The 16,428-nt window shown below is 61.1% G+C and carries 16 protein-coding genes; 13 read left to right on the top strand and 3 right to left on the bottom strand.

The window, feature by feature from the left end; all coding sequences use genetic code 11:
• Positions 1 to 76 precede the first annotated feature (76 nt).
• The 11 genes from A9X04_RS08235 (at position 77) to A9X04_RS08190 (ending at position 10,092) form a co-directional block, all read left to right on the top strand.
• Positions 77 to 1,024 (top strand): ATP-binding cassette domain-containing protein, encoded by a 948-nt coding sequence (locus A9X04_RS08235; protein WP_156764268.1) that lies wholly within the window; start codon positions 77 to 79, stop codon positions 1,022 to 1,024.
• A complete protein-coding gene (locus A9X04_RS08230; RefSeq protein ID WP_067919211.1) occupies positions 1,021 to 1,761 on the top strand; it encodes an ABC transporter permease in 741 nt (246 codons plus the stop codon). The genes A9X04_RS08235 and A9X04_RS08230 overlap by 4 nt, the downstream gene beginning before the upstream one ends.
• Positions 1,761 to 2,552, top strand: coding sequence for an ABC transporter permease (locus A9X04_RS08225; RefSeq protein WP_197509095.1), 792 nt, complete (start codon positions 1,761 to 1,763; stop codon positions 2,550 to 2,552). The genes A9X04_RS08230 and A9X04_RS08225 overlap by 1 nt, the downstream gene beginning before the upstream one ends.
• On the top strand, positions 2,549 to 3,535 hold the full coding sequence (locus A9X04_RS08220) for a glycosyltransferase family 2 protein (RefSeq protein ID WP_067919209.1): 987 nt from the start codon (positions 2,549 to 2,551) through the stop codon (positions 3,533 to 3,535). Before A9X04_RS08225 ends, A9X04_RS08220 begins: the two co-directional genes overlap by 4 nt.
• 114 nt (positions 3,536 to 3,649) lie before the next feature.
• Positions 3,650 to 4,411 (top strand): class I SAM-dependent methyltransferase, encoded by a 762-nt coding sequence (locus A9X04_RS08215; protein ID WP_156764267.1) that lies wholly within the window; start codon positions 3,650 to 3,652, stop codon positions 4,409 to 4,411.
• A 215-nt stretch (positions 4,412 to 4,626) separates the two neighbouring features.
• Positions 4,627 to 5,547 carry a hypothetical protein gene (locus A9X04_RS30285; protein ID WP_156764266.1) on the top strand — a complete coding sequence of 307 codons (921 nt, stop codon included), beginning with the start codon at positions 4,627 to 4,629 and terminating at the stop codon, positions 5,545 to 5,547.
• A complete protein-coding gene (gene rfbF, locus A9X04_RS08210; protein ID WP_067919205.1) occupies positions 5,544 to 6,317 on the top strand; it encodes a glucose-1-phosphate cytidylyltransferase in 774 nt (257 codons plus the stop codon). Before A9X04_RS30285 ends, rfbF begins: the two co-directional genes overlap by 4 nt.
• The gene (gene rfbG, locus A9X04_RS29540) at positions 6,305 to 7,393 is read left to right on the top strand and encodes a CDP-glucose 4,6-dehydratase (RefSeq protein WP_231985678.1); all 1,089 of its coding nucleotides are present in this window, start codon (positions 6,305 to 6,307) and stop codon (positions 7,391 to 7,393) included. The genes rfbF and rfbG overlap by 13 nt, the downstream gene beginning before the upstream one ends.
• Complete coding sequence (locus A9X04_RS08200; protein ID WP_067919201.1) at positions 7,390 to 7,941, top strand: dTDP-4-dehydrorhamnose 3,5-epimerase family protein; 552 nt, start codon at positions 7,390 to 7,392, stop codon at positions 7,939 to 7,941. The genes rfbG and A9X04_RS08200 overlap by 4 nt, the downstream gene beginning before the upstream one ends.
• The gene (locus tag A9X04_RS08195) at positions 7,938 to 9,161 is read left to right on the top strand and encodes a class I SAM-dependent methyltransferase (RefSeq protein ID WP_067919199.1); all 1,224 of its coding nucleotides are present in this window, start codon (positions 7,938 to 7,940) and stop codon (positions 9,159 to 9,161) included. Before A9X04_RS08200 ends, A9X04_RS08195 begins: the two co-directional genes overlap by 4 nt.
• Before the next feature lie 79 nt (positions 9,162 to 9,240).
• A complete protein-coding gene (locus A9X04_RS08190) occupies positions 9,241 to 10,092 on the top strand; it encodes a hypothetical protein (RefSeq protein ID WP_067919197.1) in 852 nt (283 codons plus the stop codon).
• 478 nt (positions 10,093 to 10,570) lie between these two features.
• On the opposite strand, the gene A9X04_RS29535 is transcribed toward A9X04_RS08190, so the two are convergent.
• From A9X04_RS29535 to A9X04_RS08175, 3 genes are all read right to left on the bottom strand, one after another.
• Positions 10,571 to 11,620: a putative sugar O-methyltransferase gene (locus tag A9X04_RS29535; protein WP_082974872.1), complete on the bottom strand. Its 1,050-nt coding sequence runs from the start codon at positions 11,618 to 11,620 to the stop codon at positions 10,571 to 10,573.
• A gap of 343 nt (positions 11,621 to 11,963) precedes the next feature.
• Positions 11,964 to 12,881 carry a bifunctional 2-polyprenyl-6-hydroxyphenol methylase/3-demethylubiquinol 3-O-methyltransferase UbiG gene (locus A9X04_RS08180; RefSeq protein WP_067919193.1) on the bottom strand — a complete coding sequence of 306 codons (918 nt, stop codon included), beginning with the start codon at positions 12,879 to 12,881 and terminating at the stop codon, positions 11,964 to 11,966.
• Complete coding sequence (locus tag A9X04_RS08175; RefSeq protein ID WP_082974870.1) at positions 12,881 to 14,092, bottom strand: glycosyltransferase; 1,212 nt, start codon at positions 14,090 to 14,092, stop codon at positions 12,881 to 12,883. Before A9X04_RS08175 ends, A9X04_RS08180 begins: the two co-directional genes overlap by 1 nt.
• Before the next feature lie 459 nt (positions 14,093 to 14,551).
• Between A9X04_RS08175 and A9X04_RS08170 the strand changes: the two genes are divergently transcribed.
• Complete coding sequence (locus tag A9X04_RS08170) at positions 14,552 to 15,373, top strand: NAD(P)-dependent oxidoreductase (protein WP_067919189.1); 822 nt, start codon at positions 14,552 to 14,554, stop codon at positions 15,371 to 15,373.
• Between the two features lie 150 nt (positions 15,374 to 15,523).
• A partial coding sequence (locus A9X04_RS08165) for a glycosyltransferase (protein ID WP_082974869.1) occupies positions 15,524 to 16,428 on the top strand: 905 nt, incomplete at its 3' end.

The following is a 16,428-nucleotide window of genomic DNA, read 5'->3' as shown; positions in this document are numbered from 1 at the left end:
GCAGCAGCAACGCCTTGATTCCTGTGATGCTCCAACACGGCCAACCGCGGGCACCGACCATGAAATACTCACTACTGTGAGACCACTGGCGATCGAGGTTCAAGGCCTCACAAAGACATTCGGGGGAAAGACGCGAGCGCTGGATGGCGTGAGCTTCACAGTTCCGGCCGGGACGGTCTGTGGTCTGCTGGGCCACAATGGTGCGGGCAAGACGACCACCATCAACATCTTGTCCACGCTCATTCGCCCGAGTTCGGGCCGTGCCACCGTCGCCGGATACGACATCGCTCGCGAGCCCGCTCAAGTGCGAGCGAGCATCGGGATGGCCGGGCAGTTCACCGCGTTGGACCCGTTGCTCACCGGCAGGGAAAACCTAGTGCTTTTTGGGAGGCTCCGAGGGCTGCGCCGCGGGCAGGCGAAGGCTCGCGCTGGCGAGCTGATCGAACAGTTCAACCTCGGCGCGTTCGCCGACCGGCAAACATCGACCTATTCCGGGGGCATGATGCGCCGCGTCGACCTCGCGGCCGCCCTGGTAGTGGTGCCGAAAGTACTCTTCCTCGACGAGCCGACCGCCGGGCTCGACCCGCGCGGACGCCGTGATGCCTGGGCGCTGGTGAGCTCGTTGGCGCTGCAGGGCACTACCGTCCTGCTGACCACCCAATACCTGGAAGAGGCCGACGTGCTGAGCGACTCAATCGTCGTCATCGACCATGGCCAGGTGATCGCCAGCGGCACCGCCGAGGACCTCAAACGCAGGGTCGGCACCACTTATTGCCAGGTGACCCCGACGAACCCGGCCGACTTGCCCCTGGTAGCTACAGCGCTGGCCGGCTTGAATGGAATCGACGTCGACGCCGACACGAATTCGGTATCGGTTTTTGCCCCTGATGGCGTGGCCACCCTGGGCCACGTGTTCCGCCGGGTCGATGCGATCGGCATCGAACTCGCCGACATTTCGCTGCGCAAACCCTCACTCGACGAGGCGTTCCTCCACATCACCGAACGAGCCGTCCACCAGCCATGAGCGCCCTGGCCGCCCTCACCGAACGTTCGCTGAGGTCCTCCGCGCGCGACGGCGGGCTAGTTTTCGAGATACTCTCGCCCGTCGCCTATCTAGCGGGTTTCAGCGTGGCCTTACACGGCCTGGTCAACACGGGCAGCACCAGTTACCCGCAGTATTTGCTACCCGCGGTGGTCGTCCAGTCGGTCGTCTTCGTCGCTCTCCTCACCGCGGACCGCGCGGCACGTGATCAGCTGCATGGCGTGGCCAAGCGGTTAGGGACGATGCCGATCGTCGCGGCAGTCCCGGTGAGCGCCCGCATGACCGCCACCCTGCTGCGGGGAATGCTCGCTCTCACGGTGTCTTTGGTCGCCGGCTATGTGTTCGGCTTCCGGATGACTGGCGGGTTCGGCTATACGGTGGCCTTCATAGTTCTCGCGATGCTGCTGTGCCTCGCCGTGGCTTTGGGCGCCGACGCATTGGGATCTGCCGCAAGCAGTGTCGAAGGCGCGAGCTATATGCTGTTCGTGCCCCAGTTGCTGCTCTTCATGCTGTCCACCGGGATCGCGCCCGAGAAGACCTTTCCAGGTTGGTTGCGTCCGTATGTGCGCAACCAACCCGTGTCGCAGATCTCGGAGGCCCTGCGCGGCCTCGCCGCCGGCCACGTGGTGGCTGCCAACATGGCGGCCGCCCTCAGCTGGTGTCTGGGTATGGCCGTGCTCTTCGGCGCGATCACGCTGCGGATACAGAGGCGCGGGTGATGACAGCGCAGCCCACGATGCAGGGTTCCCTGCTTACCCAGAGCTGGGTGCTTGCCGGTCAACTCCTTACCCGATGGCGGCGGGATCGAGCGGTGCTGATGGGCTCACTCCTCTTCCCCGTTTGCCTCATGCTCGTCTACCACGTTGTCCTCGGAGAGCAGGTGCGCAAGGTCACCGGTGTCGACAGCCTTTACGGCCTGGTCCCGATCAGTGCTGTCTTGTCCGCGCTGTTCGGTTCGATGGGCAACGCGGTCAGCATCACGATTGATCGCCAGTCGGGACTGCTGAGCCGGATGTGGGTGCTACCGATACACCGGTCGAGCGCCGTCACCGGGCGGCTGACGGCCGAAGCCATGCGCGCGTTGATAGGGACCGTCTCGATCACAGTGCTAGGTCTCGCCATGGGGATGCGCTTCGCGCACGGTTGGCTCGCCGCATTGGCGTTCATTCTCGTCCCCTCCGTCGTTGTCTTGGGGTTCACCGCGCTGGTGATGGCGCTGGCCATCCGCGCTAATGCCCGCACGGTGATGACCTGGTTGGTGGGCATTATCGTGTCGCTGGCGTTCGTCAATCCCGGTACCACTCCGATCGGGCTGTTTCCCGATTGGCTGCGACCGTTTGTCCGTGTGCAACCGATGTCGCCTCCCGTCGAGACAATGCGCGCACTCGCCTACGGCGGCCCCCTCCTGTGGCCCCTGACGTTGACGCTGATGTGGGCGATCGGCCTGCTGGCCATATTCACTCCGATAGCCCTCCGCGGCTATCGGAAGGCAGCCGAGTCGCGTGAATGACGGGCGCCTCCGCGGTAGGTCCCGACGGGATTGACGACAGAGCGGCCAGCCCGCTCATCTCAGTATGCGTACCGATGTACAACAACGGCGCGACGATCGAGCGGTGCCTGCGCAGCATCCTCGATCAGGACGGCGTCGACTTCGAAATCGTCATCGTCGATGACCAGTCGACCGACGGTGGACCAACCACCGCCGCGTCACTGCTCCGTGCGGAGGATCGCTTGTTACGCAACGAGTCCCGCCTCGGATTGAACGGCAACCACAACCGGTGTTTAGAGCTCGCGCGCGGCGAGCTTGTACAGTTCCTGCACGGCGATGACTGGCTACTCCCCGGGGCCCTTCGTACTCTCGCCGAGCGTTTCGGCGATCCCAGCGTTGGCATGGCATTCGCGCCTCGGCGTGTGCTGACCGAGGACTTACCGTGGAGCGAACGACGGCGAGCGCCAAGCAAGCTCCACGTCTACTTCGTGAAACTTCGGGATCGCAATCGCGGGTCGTCATTAGTGCTGCAGATCGTCGCTTTGTGGGGCGCGAGTGCCAACTTGATCGGCGAACCAAGTTGCGTGATGTTCCGACGCCGGCTGGCACTGGATGCAGGCGGGTTACGGGACGACGTCTATCAGACCGTGGACCTGGATTTTTGGCTCCGCCTAATGCTGCGCTCCACAGTCTGCTTTGTGTCACAAGAACTTTCGGTACGGCATCACACCGCGACCACCGAATCGGCGAATATTACAAAGGCCCACCGGCACTGGCTGGACCAGCTGCGCATCTTGACGTGGATGATCGTGGATCCCGCGTCTACCTGCGCCATCCGGGTCGCCGCATCAGGTTGGTGGATAGCCAGGTGGCTGACGCTGATTATCGCGGTCTCGGTTTCGGGACCCCAACGGCGGTCCCGCCTCAAGACCCTGGCGGCGGCACCGGTAAGTGAGTTCGCCCGCGCCAGGCAGTTCCGCGACGGGCTGCTGCATGCCGGATAACGAGTGCCGCCGAGCGCACCCGAAACACGCCAACGAACTCGCCCTCGATCGATGCGAAGTTACGACGGGCCCGACGAACGGCACCGGGACACTGCAGATGAGAGATTGGCAACTGTGAAAGTCGTTCTGAAGCTTTCCCTTCCGGCTCGGCGGTATCGGTTCCGCGGCCGCCGCAGAATGTTACGGGCGCTAGGACCCGACCTTGCCGCGATGACTGCGTGTCCGGCTCCCGCCGCCGAGCTTGAAGGCGAGGCCGTCGGAGCGACCGACCGCGCGCAGCCGGGGCATAAGTTGGCGCACTACTTACCGATCTACAAATCTGCTGTCGATCGGACCAGGCCGATCCGGATGTTGGTGATCGGTAGCTTTTATGCGCATTCACTGAACAGGTGGCGGGAATTTTTGCATGCCGATTCCGTTATTGTTGGTGTCGATACGAACTCGAAGTTGTTAAAGATTGCGGAGAAGCGGGGCATTCATGTCCGCATCTGCAACGAACCTAACAGGGCCTCCCTGGAAGAAGTGAGCGCAGAGTTCGGGCCATTCGACGTCATTCTCGACGAGGGGAATCATACCAGCTCTCACATGGTTAATTCCTTTCGCCAGCTCTTCATCACCGCGTTGACCGATGATGGTGTTTACATGGTTCAAGATGTTGATTGCGATTACTTGAAGCCCTACCGCGACAGCCGCATTTCTTTCATCGATTTCGTCAGGGCATTGATCGACGCGATGCACGCCCAGTACCCAGCCACGAAAAAAGAAACCAACCATCCGAATCGGATTGGGGAAGTTGCCGTACCAACAATCAAGCCGGTTTTGGGCAGCGTCGAAGTCCACGATTCTATTGTGCTTGTGCGCCGCGCCGCCGGGTAGCCGACGAGCAGCATAGGACGATCGGTGCACAAGGCGCTGCATACATGCCCGAGTTGCATGGCAGCTCTGTCCGATTCGACGTGTTCGGCAGCACCGGCCGCCTAGCATGGGCTAGAGTTGCCTGCATGCCGGACGATCGCGCCCCGCATGCTCGCGTTGTGTTGTGGTACCGAACGGTGGAATAAGCTCCCAGACGAACGAAAGAACACCCCCCAGTGGCAGCTTTAGACGCTCCTAGTGACGCTGAACAAGAACTGCTGACGCCCATGGTTCACAGGTTCTGCATTAGTCACGAGAAGCCTTTATTGCCCGAGAGCTGGTATGACGATTGTATCGCGCTCGGCGATTTTCAGCCCGACTCTGAATTTCATGTAAGAGAACTTGACAAGTTTTGGCACGAGGCCAGGCCGCTTGCATACGGCGCCGCGGGAACATACGTCTTACCCACCGCGATTAATAGGCTGTCCAACCGTCCTGAGCTTATCGAGATTTCTTCGCATAGAAAGAGAATCCTCCCCAGTCCGCACGGCGTAGAGTCTCAGTCATATGGCTACCCGGCCATGCGAGAGCTAAGGATTGAAGACGCCCAGAAGCGCGCCGATCTATCGGTATTCACGCCGAGCGATGGGCTCGAATTTCTGGTTGCGCATCCAATATATTTTGAAGGCTCGATAGTGGGGCAGTATGCCGATTCCCACTACCGCAGAGATATTCTGGATTATGCGTCTCTCGCGGTCGAGTTGAAGGTACTGGATCCGGAATCATCGTCAGAATTCTTGAACGCACATCATTTCATTTCCGGCGGCGTTCAACTTGGAATTTATCCACGGTCGTGGCTGGTAGAAACGTCATCGAAAATCGATCTTGTCAGCCGGGAATTCTTATCTCGTTACCGCGATCGCTTGAAAAAGTATGACATTTACCAGGTGAGGGCGGTCGGATTCCTCTCCGAAAGGCTGGGGTCATTTTTCCTGATCAGCCATCTCATGGATAGATACTCCAACAAGATCCCGGTTGATGTATTCGGCTATATGACGGCCATCGTCGAAGGTGACTCAACGTATTCCATCGCATTAGCGGATCGGCCGAAGAGACGGTGGAACTGGTCCCCGAAACGAGGAGAGCGAGCCCAATGAAAGCCGTATTGCTGGCGGGCGGCTTAGGCACTCGCCTGCGAGAGGAAACTACAATTCGCCCCAAGCCTATGGTAGAGGTCGGCGGACGGCCGATCCTGTGGCACATTATGAAGCTCTACTCCCATCACGGCATCAACGAATTTGTCGTTTGCTGCGGCTACAAGGGCTATGTGATTAAGGAATACTTCGCCAACTATTTCCTGCACATGTCGGATGTAACCTTCGACATGTCTGCGAACAAGATGGAAGTTCATGAGCGCCACGCTGAACCCTGGCGGGTAACGCTGGTGGACACCGGCGACGAGACCATGACTGGCGGACGCCTCAAACGCGTGGCGTCTTACATCAAGGACGACGATGCCTTTTGCTTCACCTACGGTGACGGGCTCAGCGACGTGGACATCGCCGCGAGCATCGAGTTCCATCGTCATCACGGGCGTCACGCCACGATCACGGCAGTGCTTCCGCCCGGGCGCTATGGTGCCATCGAGTGCGCGGACGGCCGTGTCACGCGCTTCGTTGAGAAACCACGCGGTGACGGCGGCCTCATCAACGGTGGATTTTTCGTCCTGTCCCCTGCGGTGCTCGATTACATCGACGGGGACGACACCACTTGGGAGGGTTCGCCCCTGGCTCGCCTGGCCGCCGATGGCGAAATGATGGCCTTCGAACATTCCGGCTTCTGGCAACCAATGGATACGCTTCGAGAAAAGAACCTTCTCGAAGAACTGTGGAGTAGCGGCGAAGCGCCGTGGAAATGCTGGCGTTGAACGCTTTCGGAGCCGCTTATCGCGGGCGACGCGCCTTGGTTACCGGCCATACGGGGTTTAAGGGCAGCTGGTTATGTCTCTGGCTGCAGGCGCTAGGGGCTGAGGTCGCCGGTCTCGCCCTGGACCCATCGACCGAACCCAGCCATTGGAACCTGTTGGAACTATCCATCGAGGATCATCGCGTCGACGTTCGCGATGAGGCAGCAGTCCGTGAGGTTTTCGCCGCCGAGCGGCCCGAGATCGTCTTTCACCTGGCTGCCCAGCCGCTGGTCCGCCGGTCCTATCGCGAGCCAGTCGCCACGTGGGCCACCAACGTGATGGGCACGGCGCATGTGCTCGAGGCCGCCCGTCATACGCCAGGAGTTCGCGCCGTCGTCGTCGTTACGACCGATAAGTGCTATGAGAATCGCGAATGGCCGTGGGCATACCGAGAACGAGACCGGCTTGGGGGCCATGACCCGTACAGTGCGTCGAAGGCCGGCGCGGAGTTGGTGGCCGCGAGCTACCGAACAGCGTTTCTGCAACATCCGTCGGGCCCGCTGCTCGCAACCGCGCGGGGCGGCAACGTGATCGGGGGTGGCGACTGGTCTGAGGACCGACTCATTCCCGACCTTGTGCGTTCGGTCGTCGCCGGCGATCCACTCGTCATACGTTCACCGCGCGCGACCCGCCCCTGGCAACATGTGTTGGATTGCCTCAGCGGCTATCTCCTGCTCGGCCAACGGCTTTTGGCAGGTGACACTACGTGTGCCGAGGCCTGGAATTTCGGTCCTGAAGGGGACGGAAACCGTACCGTTGAGGAGGTGCTCCAAAACCTTGCTCGCAGCTGGCCACAACTGCGGTGGGAGGTCACCTCCACTCCTCAGCCCCATGAGGCCGGCTTGCTGCAACTCGACACCGCAAAGGCAAAGATGCATCTCAGCTGGCGTCCCGTGTGGAATCTCCAAACAGCCGTCCACCACACGGCTAATTGGTATCGCCACTTGCTCGAAGCAGGCGGAATTTCGAGTTCCGAGCAATTGGCCGCTTATACCGCCGATGCCGTCAACTCAGGCCTGGGTTGGGCGACGGCATGAACATCCTTGACACCCGGTTGGCTGATCTGAAAATCGTGCAGTCGTCGCCACACCGCGACGCCCGCGGTGCATTCCTCCGCCTGTTTTGTGCCCAGGAACTCCGTCCCTTGCTCGGCGATCGCCAGATCGCGCAGATCAACCACTCCAGGACCAGTCGCGCTGGGGCGGTGCGTGGCATGCATTTTCAGCATCCACCGCACGCGGAGATGAAAATGATCCGCTGCCTGCGTGGCCGGGTCTGGGACGTCGCGGTTGACCTGCGTGCCGGTTCCCCCACCTTCCTGCAGTGGCACGCCGAAGAACTGGCCCAGGACGACGCGCAGATGCTCGTCATCCCCGAAGGCTTCGCCCACGGCTTCCAGGTTTTGGAGCCCGAGAGCGAACTGCTGTACTTACATACGGCGTTCTACCACCCACCTTCCGAGGGCGGACTGCGTTACGACGACCAACGACTTGCCATCACCTGGCCATTGCCGCCGCAGGACCTGTCATCTCGTGATCAGACTCATCCGCTCCTGAGCGCAGATTTCATCGGAGTCGCGTTATGAAGTGCCGACACTGCGGCGGGTCCGCGGATCTCAGCTTTGTCGACTTAGGCTTTGCTCCCCCGTCCAACGCTTACCTCGAGGCCAAGGACCTGGGCTATCCAGAAGTCTATTACCCACTGCGCGTGAAGGTTTGCCCCCAGTGTTGGTTGGTACAGACTGAGGACTACGCCAAGGCCGAAGAACTCTTCAGCCCCGACTACGCATACTTTTCCAGCACTTCGAGCAGTTGGCTAGAACACGCAGCACGGTATGCGCGAATGATCACCGATCGCCTGCAACTTACGCCCGACGGCTTCGTCATCGAAGTAGCGTCCAACGATGGCTATCTGTTGAAAAATTTTGCGGCCGCTGGGATCCCCTGCTTGGGAATCGAACCGACGGCGAGCACCGCCGCAGCCGCAGAAGCACTGGGAATACCGGTCTGGCGCGAATTCTTCGGCGAAGCACTGGGCCGTCGGCTAGCGACCGACGGACTCCGGGCGGATCTCATCGTAGGCAACAACGTGTATGCCCACGTTCCTGACATCAACGACTTCACGCGCGGGTTGTCCGAGGCTTTGAAACCCGAAGGCACCATCACGCTGGAATTTCCCCACCTCATGCCGTTGATCGAGCGGACACAATTCGACACCATCTACCACGAGCACTTCTCATACCATTCGCTCACGACTGTGGCCCGCATCTTCGGCGCGGCCGGTTTGCGTGTGTGGGACGTTGAGGAATTGCCAACCCACGGTGGCAGCCTGCGAGTGTATGGCTGCCATATCGAGGCGACAATCTCCACCACCGACCGTGTTGACTCATTGCTGATGCGGGAGAATGACTTTGGGTTGACTCGGCCGGAAACCTATGGGGCCTTCCAGCACCGCGCCGACCGTGTGAAAGACGACCTCTTAGCCTTCCTCATCGAGCAGAAGCGAGCCGGTCGACGACTGGCGGCCTACGGCGCAGCCGCCAAAGGCAACACGTTGTTGAACTACGCAGGCGTCAGACCGGACTTACTGCCGTACGTATGCGATGCCGCGGTGTCCAAACAGGGAAAGTTCCTGCCAGGAAGCCACCTCCCCATCTATCCGCCAGAGGCACTGCGAAAGGATCAGCCGGACGATGTGGTCATATTGCCCTGGAACATCGCTAAAGAAGTGCGGAGTCAGTTGGCTGATCTTGTCGATGGCGGAACGCGTTTCGTGACGGCGGTTCCCGCATTGCGGTTTCTATGATGTCGCGCATCCCTCACACCACGCGTTCGCTGCCGGAGTGCCGCCCCTCCTATCCGGTCAGGCAGAGCGGGCAATTGGCATGAGCGAGTTGACGGTTGTCCACCTGGCCCGCGGAAGCAACGGTCCGGCGCCGCTCGAGAGGTTCCTCGAGAGCTACCGGGCACACCACGCCGGCACCCCTCACCGGCTTCTTGTCGTGTTCAAGGGCTACGCCCAAGAAGATGCCCTGATCAAGGAGGAGGCGTACGCACGTTCGTTTGGTGCCGACACACTCAGGCTTGCTCGCGACGACTTGTTCGACATCGGCGCTTATCGCGAATCCGCAAGCGTGATCGAGTCGCGATACGTAGCATTCTTCAATTCCTTCAGTGAGATCGTCGCCGACGAATGGCTTGCACGGCTTCATTGCGGCATCCGGCAGCAAGGCGTCGGTCTGGTGGGCGCGACGGGCTCTTGGGAGAGCCACGCCTCCGCCGCCCTCCAGCGGATAAGGGCGCGGTCGCTTCCTACCGACCTGATCAATTGGCTGTACGTGTGGCGTTTGTTTCCGCATTTCCCCAATCCCCACATTCGTACAACTGGATTTATCATCCAGCGCGACATCTTCCTGGGTCTTAAGGGCGCGGAGACGCGTAGCAAGCAGCTGGCTTACGTGTTCGAAAGTGGATGGGCCGGCATGACTCGGCAAATCGAGCGCCAAGGCCTAAAGATTCTGGTGGCCGGACGAGACGGCCAGTATTTCGAAAAGAAGGACTGGCCCGAATCCGGAACGTATTGTGCAGACGGCCAGTCAAACCTGATCGTTCAAGACAATCACACGCGCAAGTATGATACGGGCTCCACCGCTTGGCGCAGGGAGCTTCAGCGTCGGGCGTGGGAGCGTCCTGCTCTAGCGGGCGCCAGGCGGCGGCACATTGAAGTTGAATCATAGACGAAATGGAACCTTTGGTCGGTCGGCAGTCTCGACTGCGACATCGCACTCGCCGTCATCGACGGAGTCGGATCCTGGGATCTGTTCGTCGCCCGATCGTGGGTTTGGGCCGGGAATCGGTAGACAGGCGATAGCCTCGGCACAGGTCACTTCGGCGGTGTTCGGTAGATAAGGGTTAGGGACCCCCATGTCGTCCACCGCGTCCCCGCCTCAGCTCAACGGTACAAAGTCACCGTTTGCAATCGCCGCTACCGATGGATTCTCATTTCCGAAGATCGGGTCTTCCGGTCATGGAATCGATGAAGAGGATTTGGCGGTGGCAGTGCAGGCATAGGTCAACGATCCAGCGGCACAGCAAGCGCCGCAGGTTGAGGCAGAGAGTTATTGGTCGGTCCCAGGCAATTGAAAGCCGCCCCAAGGCGGCTTTGCAGGGTATCCAGCGATAACGGCGCGACCAGGCATATGTGCCGGAATGCTACTACTTCGTTTCGCGGCGCCATACCCTATCGAAGAATTCCGGAACTATCGGATCGGAGAAGTCGCGACACAGATTCCATTCGTTCCCATTTATGTAATCGTCGGGCCCGATGTCGGTCCCATCAAGTGGATTTTTCCAAGACTTCCATTGCTTTAGATAAATGTAACCAGCCGATTTTTGCTGAAAAAGATCGATATAAAGTGCCACCTGTTCGCGCGTCATCTCCGGCAAGGTGCTGATAGAGAGTATTACATTGAAATACTTGTCTGGAAATTTGGTAATCTGATTAGCGGTAAAAAAAGCGATATCTGACGAAGCCAACTCTGCTTCGATCATTGAGAAATCGTCAAAGGGACGGAATTCAAAGATCTTTTTGTTCGGAAACAGTTGCGACAAGTACCACTGAGACACATAGAGGGCCGGCGGTATGTCGAAGATGACATACTGCCCCTGCAATTTCGCAGTGAAAACGTGAGCCAATCGACCAGATCCAGCGCCTATTTCCGCTACCCTTCGCTGCGATGAAGACGAATCCAGTAAATCAGCAATAACATTCGCTTCGATAATAGAATTGGCAAGATCCTGGCTTATCAGCCGCTCGCCCAACCAAATCTTGATCGGATTGCCCAAACTCGGCTCAGCCAGGTCAGCGCGCAGATTCCTGGTGTCGAACCGCGCCATCAGGTCCCAAAGGTAGGTTACGAACCGACGATAGTCGTTTTTTTGCTTTGTCGTCAGCGACACTGGGGTGTCTTGGGTAGTAAATGACAGGGTGACGTCAGGCTCTATCGAGCTTCGCCAAGGATTGAGCGTGGGTCGCTTGAGCCAGTTGCGATAGACGTGCCGGGCCATCCGCGTTCTCTTGCCGACGATCCAGTTGAAGTAATTTTGAGAAACCGTTCTTTTAAAATTGTCGAGGCCTCGGTCGTCCAGCATAGTCATGTTTTTTTGGCCAATATCAGTCCAGAACCGAGACGCCAAAAAGCGGCGATCTTTTTCGATTTCCTGTAGCATCGAATTGCACATTCGGTGAAGCTCGGTTTCGGTCATCTCGGGTTAACCCCCGCACCCCTCTTGCATTTCAGTACCTGTCGCGTCGCGGACAATTGACCAGCGTGAAGCGAAGGACGTCTCGCTTGGACGCAAAGGCCCCATTCCATGCTGCAGCGATCGCGTCGGTGACGGCGCGATTCCTGCCTGACTTGCCCACCGTGGAGATCAAGCGTGCTATCACCGTGGACAGCTGGCGGATTTGTGCTGCTCGGCCAGACCCCGCCGCTGAGAAGGCCGCCTATTATCTGGCTCCACAGAGCAAGGTGAGTTGCGCTCTGCACACTCACCCCGCTCAAGCTGTCGGACATATTTGTCGGGTAACAAGCCGGTCGAGTCTCGATCACTTCGCGGCCGCGGGCGACAAAGGCCGCTGCAGCACCATCGTGTAACACGCGCCTTCACCCTCCCCTCCCTCGAAGGGCAGCATCAGCGCGCCGAATCGCGTCCCCAGCCGCCACACCGTCCCCCCTGGTTTTGCCCCGGGCACAAGGCCGATTGCCCGCATCGCCCACGAAAAGCGGTTCCAGTCCAGGCTGCCTTCATCCCGGGTCGTGGCCAATACCACGTCCAGTCCCTGAGCTTCGGCCCAACGGCTCATCCACGGCATCGGCAATCCGAAGAGGTGGCGCGGCAAGTCATGATGCGGCCATCGGCGGCCCATCCTGCGGGCCTGGGTGCTCAATGGATTAGGTGCGGCAACGACGATCACGCCCCCCGGATTCAGCCGAGCCGTCGCCGCTGCCAGCAGGTCCCAGGGGCGCTGCAGATGCTCAAGAGCGTGCCACAGGCAGATCGCGTCGTAGGTCTGCGGTTGGTCCCGCAGGACCGAGGTCGGGTCGGCCGAACAGGTCGTAACAACCCCTAGTTCCGTCGTCAGGAACCGCGCGCACTCGGCGTCCATCTCCACTGCGTGAACCACGAACCCCGCTTCCTGCGCCAAGGCGCAGAACTGGCCGATCGAAGGTCCAATCTCCAGAAGTGTCCCGGTTTGGCGGTAGCGGCGCAGCAGGTCGATCTTGAAGCGCTGTGGCGGCAGATGCGCCTCCAGTTCGGCCCGGTCCTTCGGTACGTAATGATAGTCAGCCGTGTAATAGGGGCCGAGGTCCGCTGGCGGGTCGGCCAGGAAGATCAGTCCACAGCTACTGCACCGGCGTAGGTGGAACACGGTCCGCGTCACGCGGCGGTTTAAGTCCGGCGCCGCCAGGAGGGCGGTGGTAGGCGCGGCGCAATAGGGGCAGGCGGGCCCGTCGCCGTCCATTACGCGGTGCCCTCGGCCAGACGCAGGCCGTCCACGACGTCCAGCATATTGGACGGCGCCAGCGGCAGCCTGCGTGGCGCTAGTTGCGGGCCGTATTGTCCGAACCTGCGCGCAATGGAGTGGGCAATCACCTGGCGCAGGGCTTGCGGTAATGCGCGCCATGGCAGCAGTGCCAGCCGCAGCAACATCGCCAGTGCCCTTTCGGAGGGACTCAGCAGCGGCCGCACCTGACCGAGCGCCGGGCCCACCGGCCGCCCCGTGGTGAAGTGACGCAATACCGTGTCCACAATCTGCAGGCGCCGGTACCGGCCCACACCTAGGTGCAAAGACTCGTCGTCCGGCAGCGCATCGCGTACCAACGCAACGGATACCAGCCACAGCGTGTTCATGTAGCTGCCAGGCAGCAGCCGCTTGCGGAGTTCCGGTGCCACTTCGTCGCGAAAGTCCCGGTTCCCCAGAAAATCCACGCCCGCCTCCTCGGCGTCGTTGAGGTGGTAATAGCCGTAGGATTTGCGGGTGATGCCGATCACCGTCAATGGGCGCGGCACCACGCCCACACGCGAAGCAAGCAGCAAGGCAATGTTGGCGGTATAGAAATCCGGGAAAGGCCCCCTGAACACGGGTCCATGGGCGCGCAAGCGCTCCAGGAAGTCGCGCCGGAACAGAAAATACTGCATGTTGAACCCGTAGAGCGAACGCATGTCCAGCGCCGCCCGCACCGCCGCCCGCGCCTCCTCCGGCGGAATGACTACCGGCACATCGCGACCGTGAAGCATGCAGTGCAGCTGCGTCACATCAAACACCGCGCCCTGCGTCTGGCCGGGTGTGACACCAGGCGCCATGAAATGGTACGCGCCGTGATAGATCAGGTCGGGGTCGGCCAGCGCAGCACAGGCCTCGCGCATCGTCCGCATATATCCGGAGGTAAGCCCGTCATCATCACCCAGCATCACAACCCACCGGCCGGTCGCGGCATCGAGCGCGCGGTTCCAGTTGGCCGTCACCGGCAGAGGCGTATCGGTGCGTAGATAGCGAATGCGCGGGTCGTCAAGGCCCTCTACCAGGCCCCGCACATCTTCCTCGGAAGCGTTGTCGGAGACGACGATTTCCCAGCTCGTCTCATCCTGCGCCCGCACGGTGGTAATCGCCTGCGCCAGCAACTCCACGCGGTTGCGCGTGGGCAAGAGCACAGAAAATTCAGGTGCGCTCATGCAGCCCCACCAGGCGCGGTAAGGGAGCGCCCCCGGTGCCGGGCTTCCAGATCGCACCACCGCAACGTGCCCCAGGACTCGGCGGCCGCAACCGCGCCGACATCTGGGCACATTGCCATTACCAGCGACAGGGCGGGCCAGCCATCCCGCAGGACACGGCTGTGGGTGTTCAGCAACAGACGAACTCCCTTTCCGCAGGAACCCTTCGCCCGACCCTACCCGGTCATCTCGGCCCCAGGAAGCGACTTGACTCACGAAACCTGCCCGCGAATCACCGTCGGTTTGGCTAGGTACCCGCGAAGCTCAGAACGGCTATCAACAAGTTGTCGGGAGTTCAGCCCCTCAACGCTGCAGCTTATCCCGCGACGATCGCTTGCAGTATGAATAGAGGATGCGAATCAACACAGGTCCAGTCCCCGCCGGGAGAATGTGCTCTCAAATCTGCGCATCGGTACTCCCATGAGCGTAACTTTGACCGGCGCAACAGGATTCGTCGGAAGACAAATTTTGCGCGATCTTCTGGAGCGAGGCTGCCGGGTAAGGGTCCTCGTTCGCGATCCGTCATGTCTGGACGGTGTCTCGACACGCGGAGCGCTCGAGATCATCAGGACGCCTGACGTATTCGGTGAGAAGGCCGGTCGAATGGAAGAGTTGCTCGCCGGGTCGCAAACCTTGATTCACGCCGCGTGGTATGCGGTGCCCGGGCAATACCTCACGTCGCCACTGAATCTCGAATGTCTCACCGGCACCCTCAACCTGGCTCGCGCATTCGCGGCAGTCGGGGGCAAGAGATTCGTTGGTATCGGATCGTGCGCCGAGTACGACCCCTCCGGCGGCCTGCTGACAACCGACACCCCGCTGGCGCCGACCACGTTGTACGCCGCGTGCAAGGCATCGGCCTTTCAGGTGCTGCGCTGTCTACTTCCAACGGAGGGCATCAGCTTTGCCTGGTGCCGGATCTTCTATCTGTACGGGGAGGGCGAAGATGAGCGCCGCCTCGTGCCATACATCCGTAGGCAGCTTGAGGCGCGAGAAGAAGTCCTGCTCACTCGGGGTGATCAGGTGCGCGATTTCCTCGATGTGAAAGACGCCGCTCGGATGATCGTCGATACCGCCCTTGGGCAACAGGAGGGCGCCGTGAACATCTGCTCAGGTAACGGGGTGACCGTTCGGCAACTCGCTGAACGCATCGCCGACGAGTACGGGCAGCGCGAACTGTTGCGTTTCGGGGCAAAGCCGGAAAACATCTTTGACCCGCCGCGGATCGTCGGCGTGCGATGAGCAGGGCGGAGAAGCGCACGACTCGTATCCAAGCGGAAGCGATTGCGAACGGCCAATAGGCCTCCAAGACAAATGGCCGCCCGAGAACTGCAAAACGGAGATAATGGCCTCTGCCGCCGCCTAACCGCACGACCACCGAAAGGATCCGCCGTGAAGTTCGCCCTGGCCAGCTACGGCACCCGCGGCGACGTCGAGCCCTGCACCGCGGTCGCCCGCGAACTGCGCCGCCGCGGGCACGAAGTCGGCATGGCCGTTCCGCCCAACCTGGTCGCCCTCGTCGAGTCGGCCGGATTGACGGCCGCCGCCTACGGACCGGACCAGCAGGAGGGCTTCTGGGACACGGACTTCCTCGCCAAGTTCTGGAACTTCCCCGAAGTTCGACGGCGATGGCGCGAAGCCCAGGACATGCTTGTCCGGTCCTGGGCGGAGATGAGCGCGACGCTGACATCGCTGTCCGAGGGTGCCGATCTGGTGTTCACCGGCCCGGGCTTCCCGGGGGTCGCGGCGGACGTGGCCGAGTACCTCGGCCTTCCGCTGGCCACCATGCACTACTTCCCGATGCGGCCCAACGGCCAGCTCGCCCCGAACCTGCCCGCGCCGCTGGTCCGCTCTGGGATGGCCGCCCTGGACTGGGTCCAGTGGCGGGTGACCAAGAAGGCCGAAGATAGCCAGCGCCGGGCATTCGGCCTGCCGAAGGCAAAGGGTCCTGCGCCGCAACGGATGGCAGCCCGCGGCGCGTTGGAGATTCAGGCCTATGACGAAGTGTGCTTTCCCGGGCTGGCCGACGAATGGGCGAAGTGGAACGGCCAGCGCCCCTTCGTCGGGACACTGACCATGGAGCTGACCACGGACGTCGACGACGAGGTCGCATCGTGGATTGCCAAGGGCACGCCGCCGATCTGCTTCGGGTTCGGGAGCATGCCGGTCGCCGAGTCTCCCGCGGACACGGTCGCCCTGATCAGCGCGGCGTGCGAGGAGTTGGGGGAGCGGGCGCTGGTCTGCTCCGGCTGGAGTGACTTCAGTGGTGTGCCGCAGTCCGACCACGTCAAGGTGGT

It is taken from the genome of Mycobacterium sp. E3247 (genome assembly GCF_001667785.1).
GTDB lineage: Bacteria > Actinomycetota > Actinomycetes > Mycobacteriales > Mycobacteriaceae > Mycobacterium.
This window is presented reverse-complemented; position numbering and strand designations above follow the sequence as displayed.

Bases quoted from the DNA above. Each gene is read 5' to 3' on its own strand.
- A9X04_RS08230 (WP_067919211.1), top strand. From the start codon at position 1,021: ATGAGCGCCCTGGCCGCCCTCACCGAACGTTCGCTGAGGTCCTCCGCG.
- A9X04_RS08225 (WP_197509095.1), top strand. From the start codon at position 1,761: ATGACAGCGCAGCCCACGATGCAGGGTTCCCTGCTTACCCAGAGCTGG.
- A9X04_RS08220 (WP_067919209.1), top strand. From the start codon at position 2,549: ATGACGGGCGCCTCCGCGGTAGGTCCCGACGGGATTGACGACAGAGCG.
- rfbF (WP_067919205.1), top strand. From the start codon at position 5,544: ATGAAAGCCGTATTGCTGGCGGGCGGCTTAGGCACTCGCCTGCGAGAG.
- rfbG (WP_231985678.1), top strand. From the start codon at position 6,305: ATGCTGGCGTTGAACGCTTTCGGAGCCGCTTATCGCGGGCGACGCGCC.
- A9X04_RS08200 (WP_067919201.1), top strand. From the start codon at position 7,390: ATGAACATCCTTGACACCCGGTTGGCTGATCTGAAAATCGTGCAGTCG.
- A9X04_RS08195 (WP_067919199.1), top strand. From the start codon at position 7,938: ATGAAGTGCCGACACTGCGGCGGGTCCGCGGATCTCAGCTTTGTCGAC.
- A9X04_RS08190 (WP_067919197.1), top strand. From the start codon at position 9,241: ATGAGCGAGTTGACGGTTGTCCACCTGGCCCGCGGAAGCAACGGTCCG.
- A9X04_RS29535 (WP_082974872.1), bottom strand. From the start codon at position 11,620: ATGACCGAAACCGAGCTTCACCGAATGTGCAATTCGATGCTACAGGAA.
- A9X04_RS08180 (WP_067919193.1), bottom strand. From the start codon at position 12,881: ATGGACGGCGACGGGCCCGCCTGCCCCTATTGCGCCGCGCCTACCACC.
- A9X04_RS08175 (WP_082974870.1), bottom strand. From the start codon at position 14,092: ATGAGCGCACCTGAATTTTCTGTGCTCTTGCCCACGCGCAACCGCGTG.
- A9X04_RS08170 (WP_067919189.1), top strand. From the start codon at position 14,552: ATGAGCGTAACTTTGACCGGCGCAACAGGATTCGTCGGAAGACAAATT.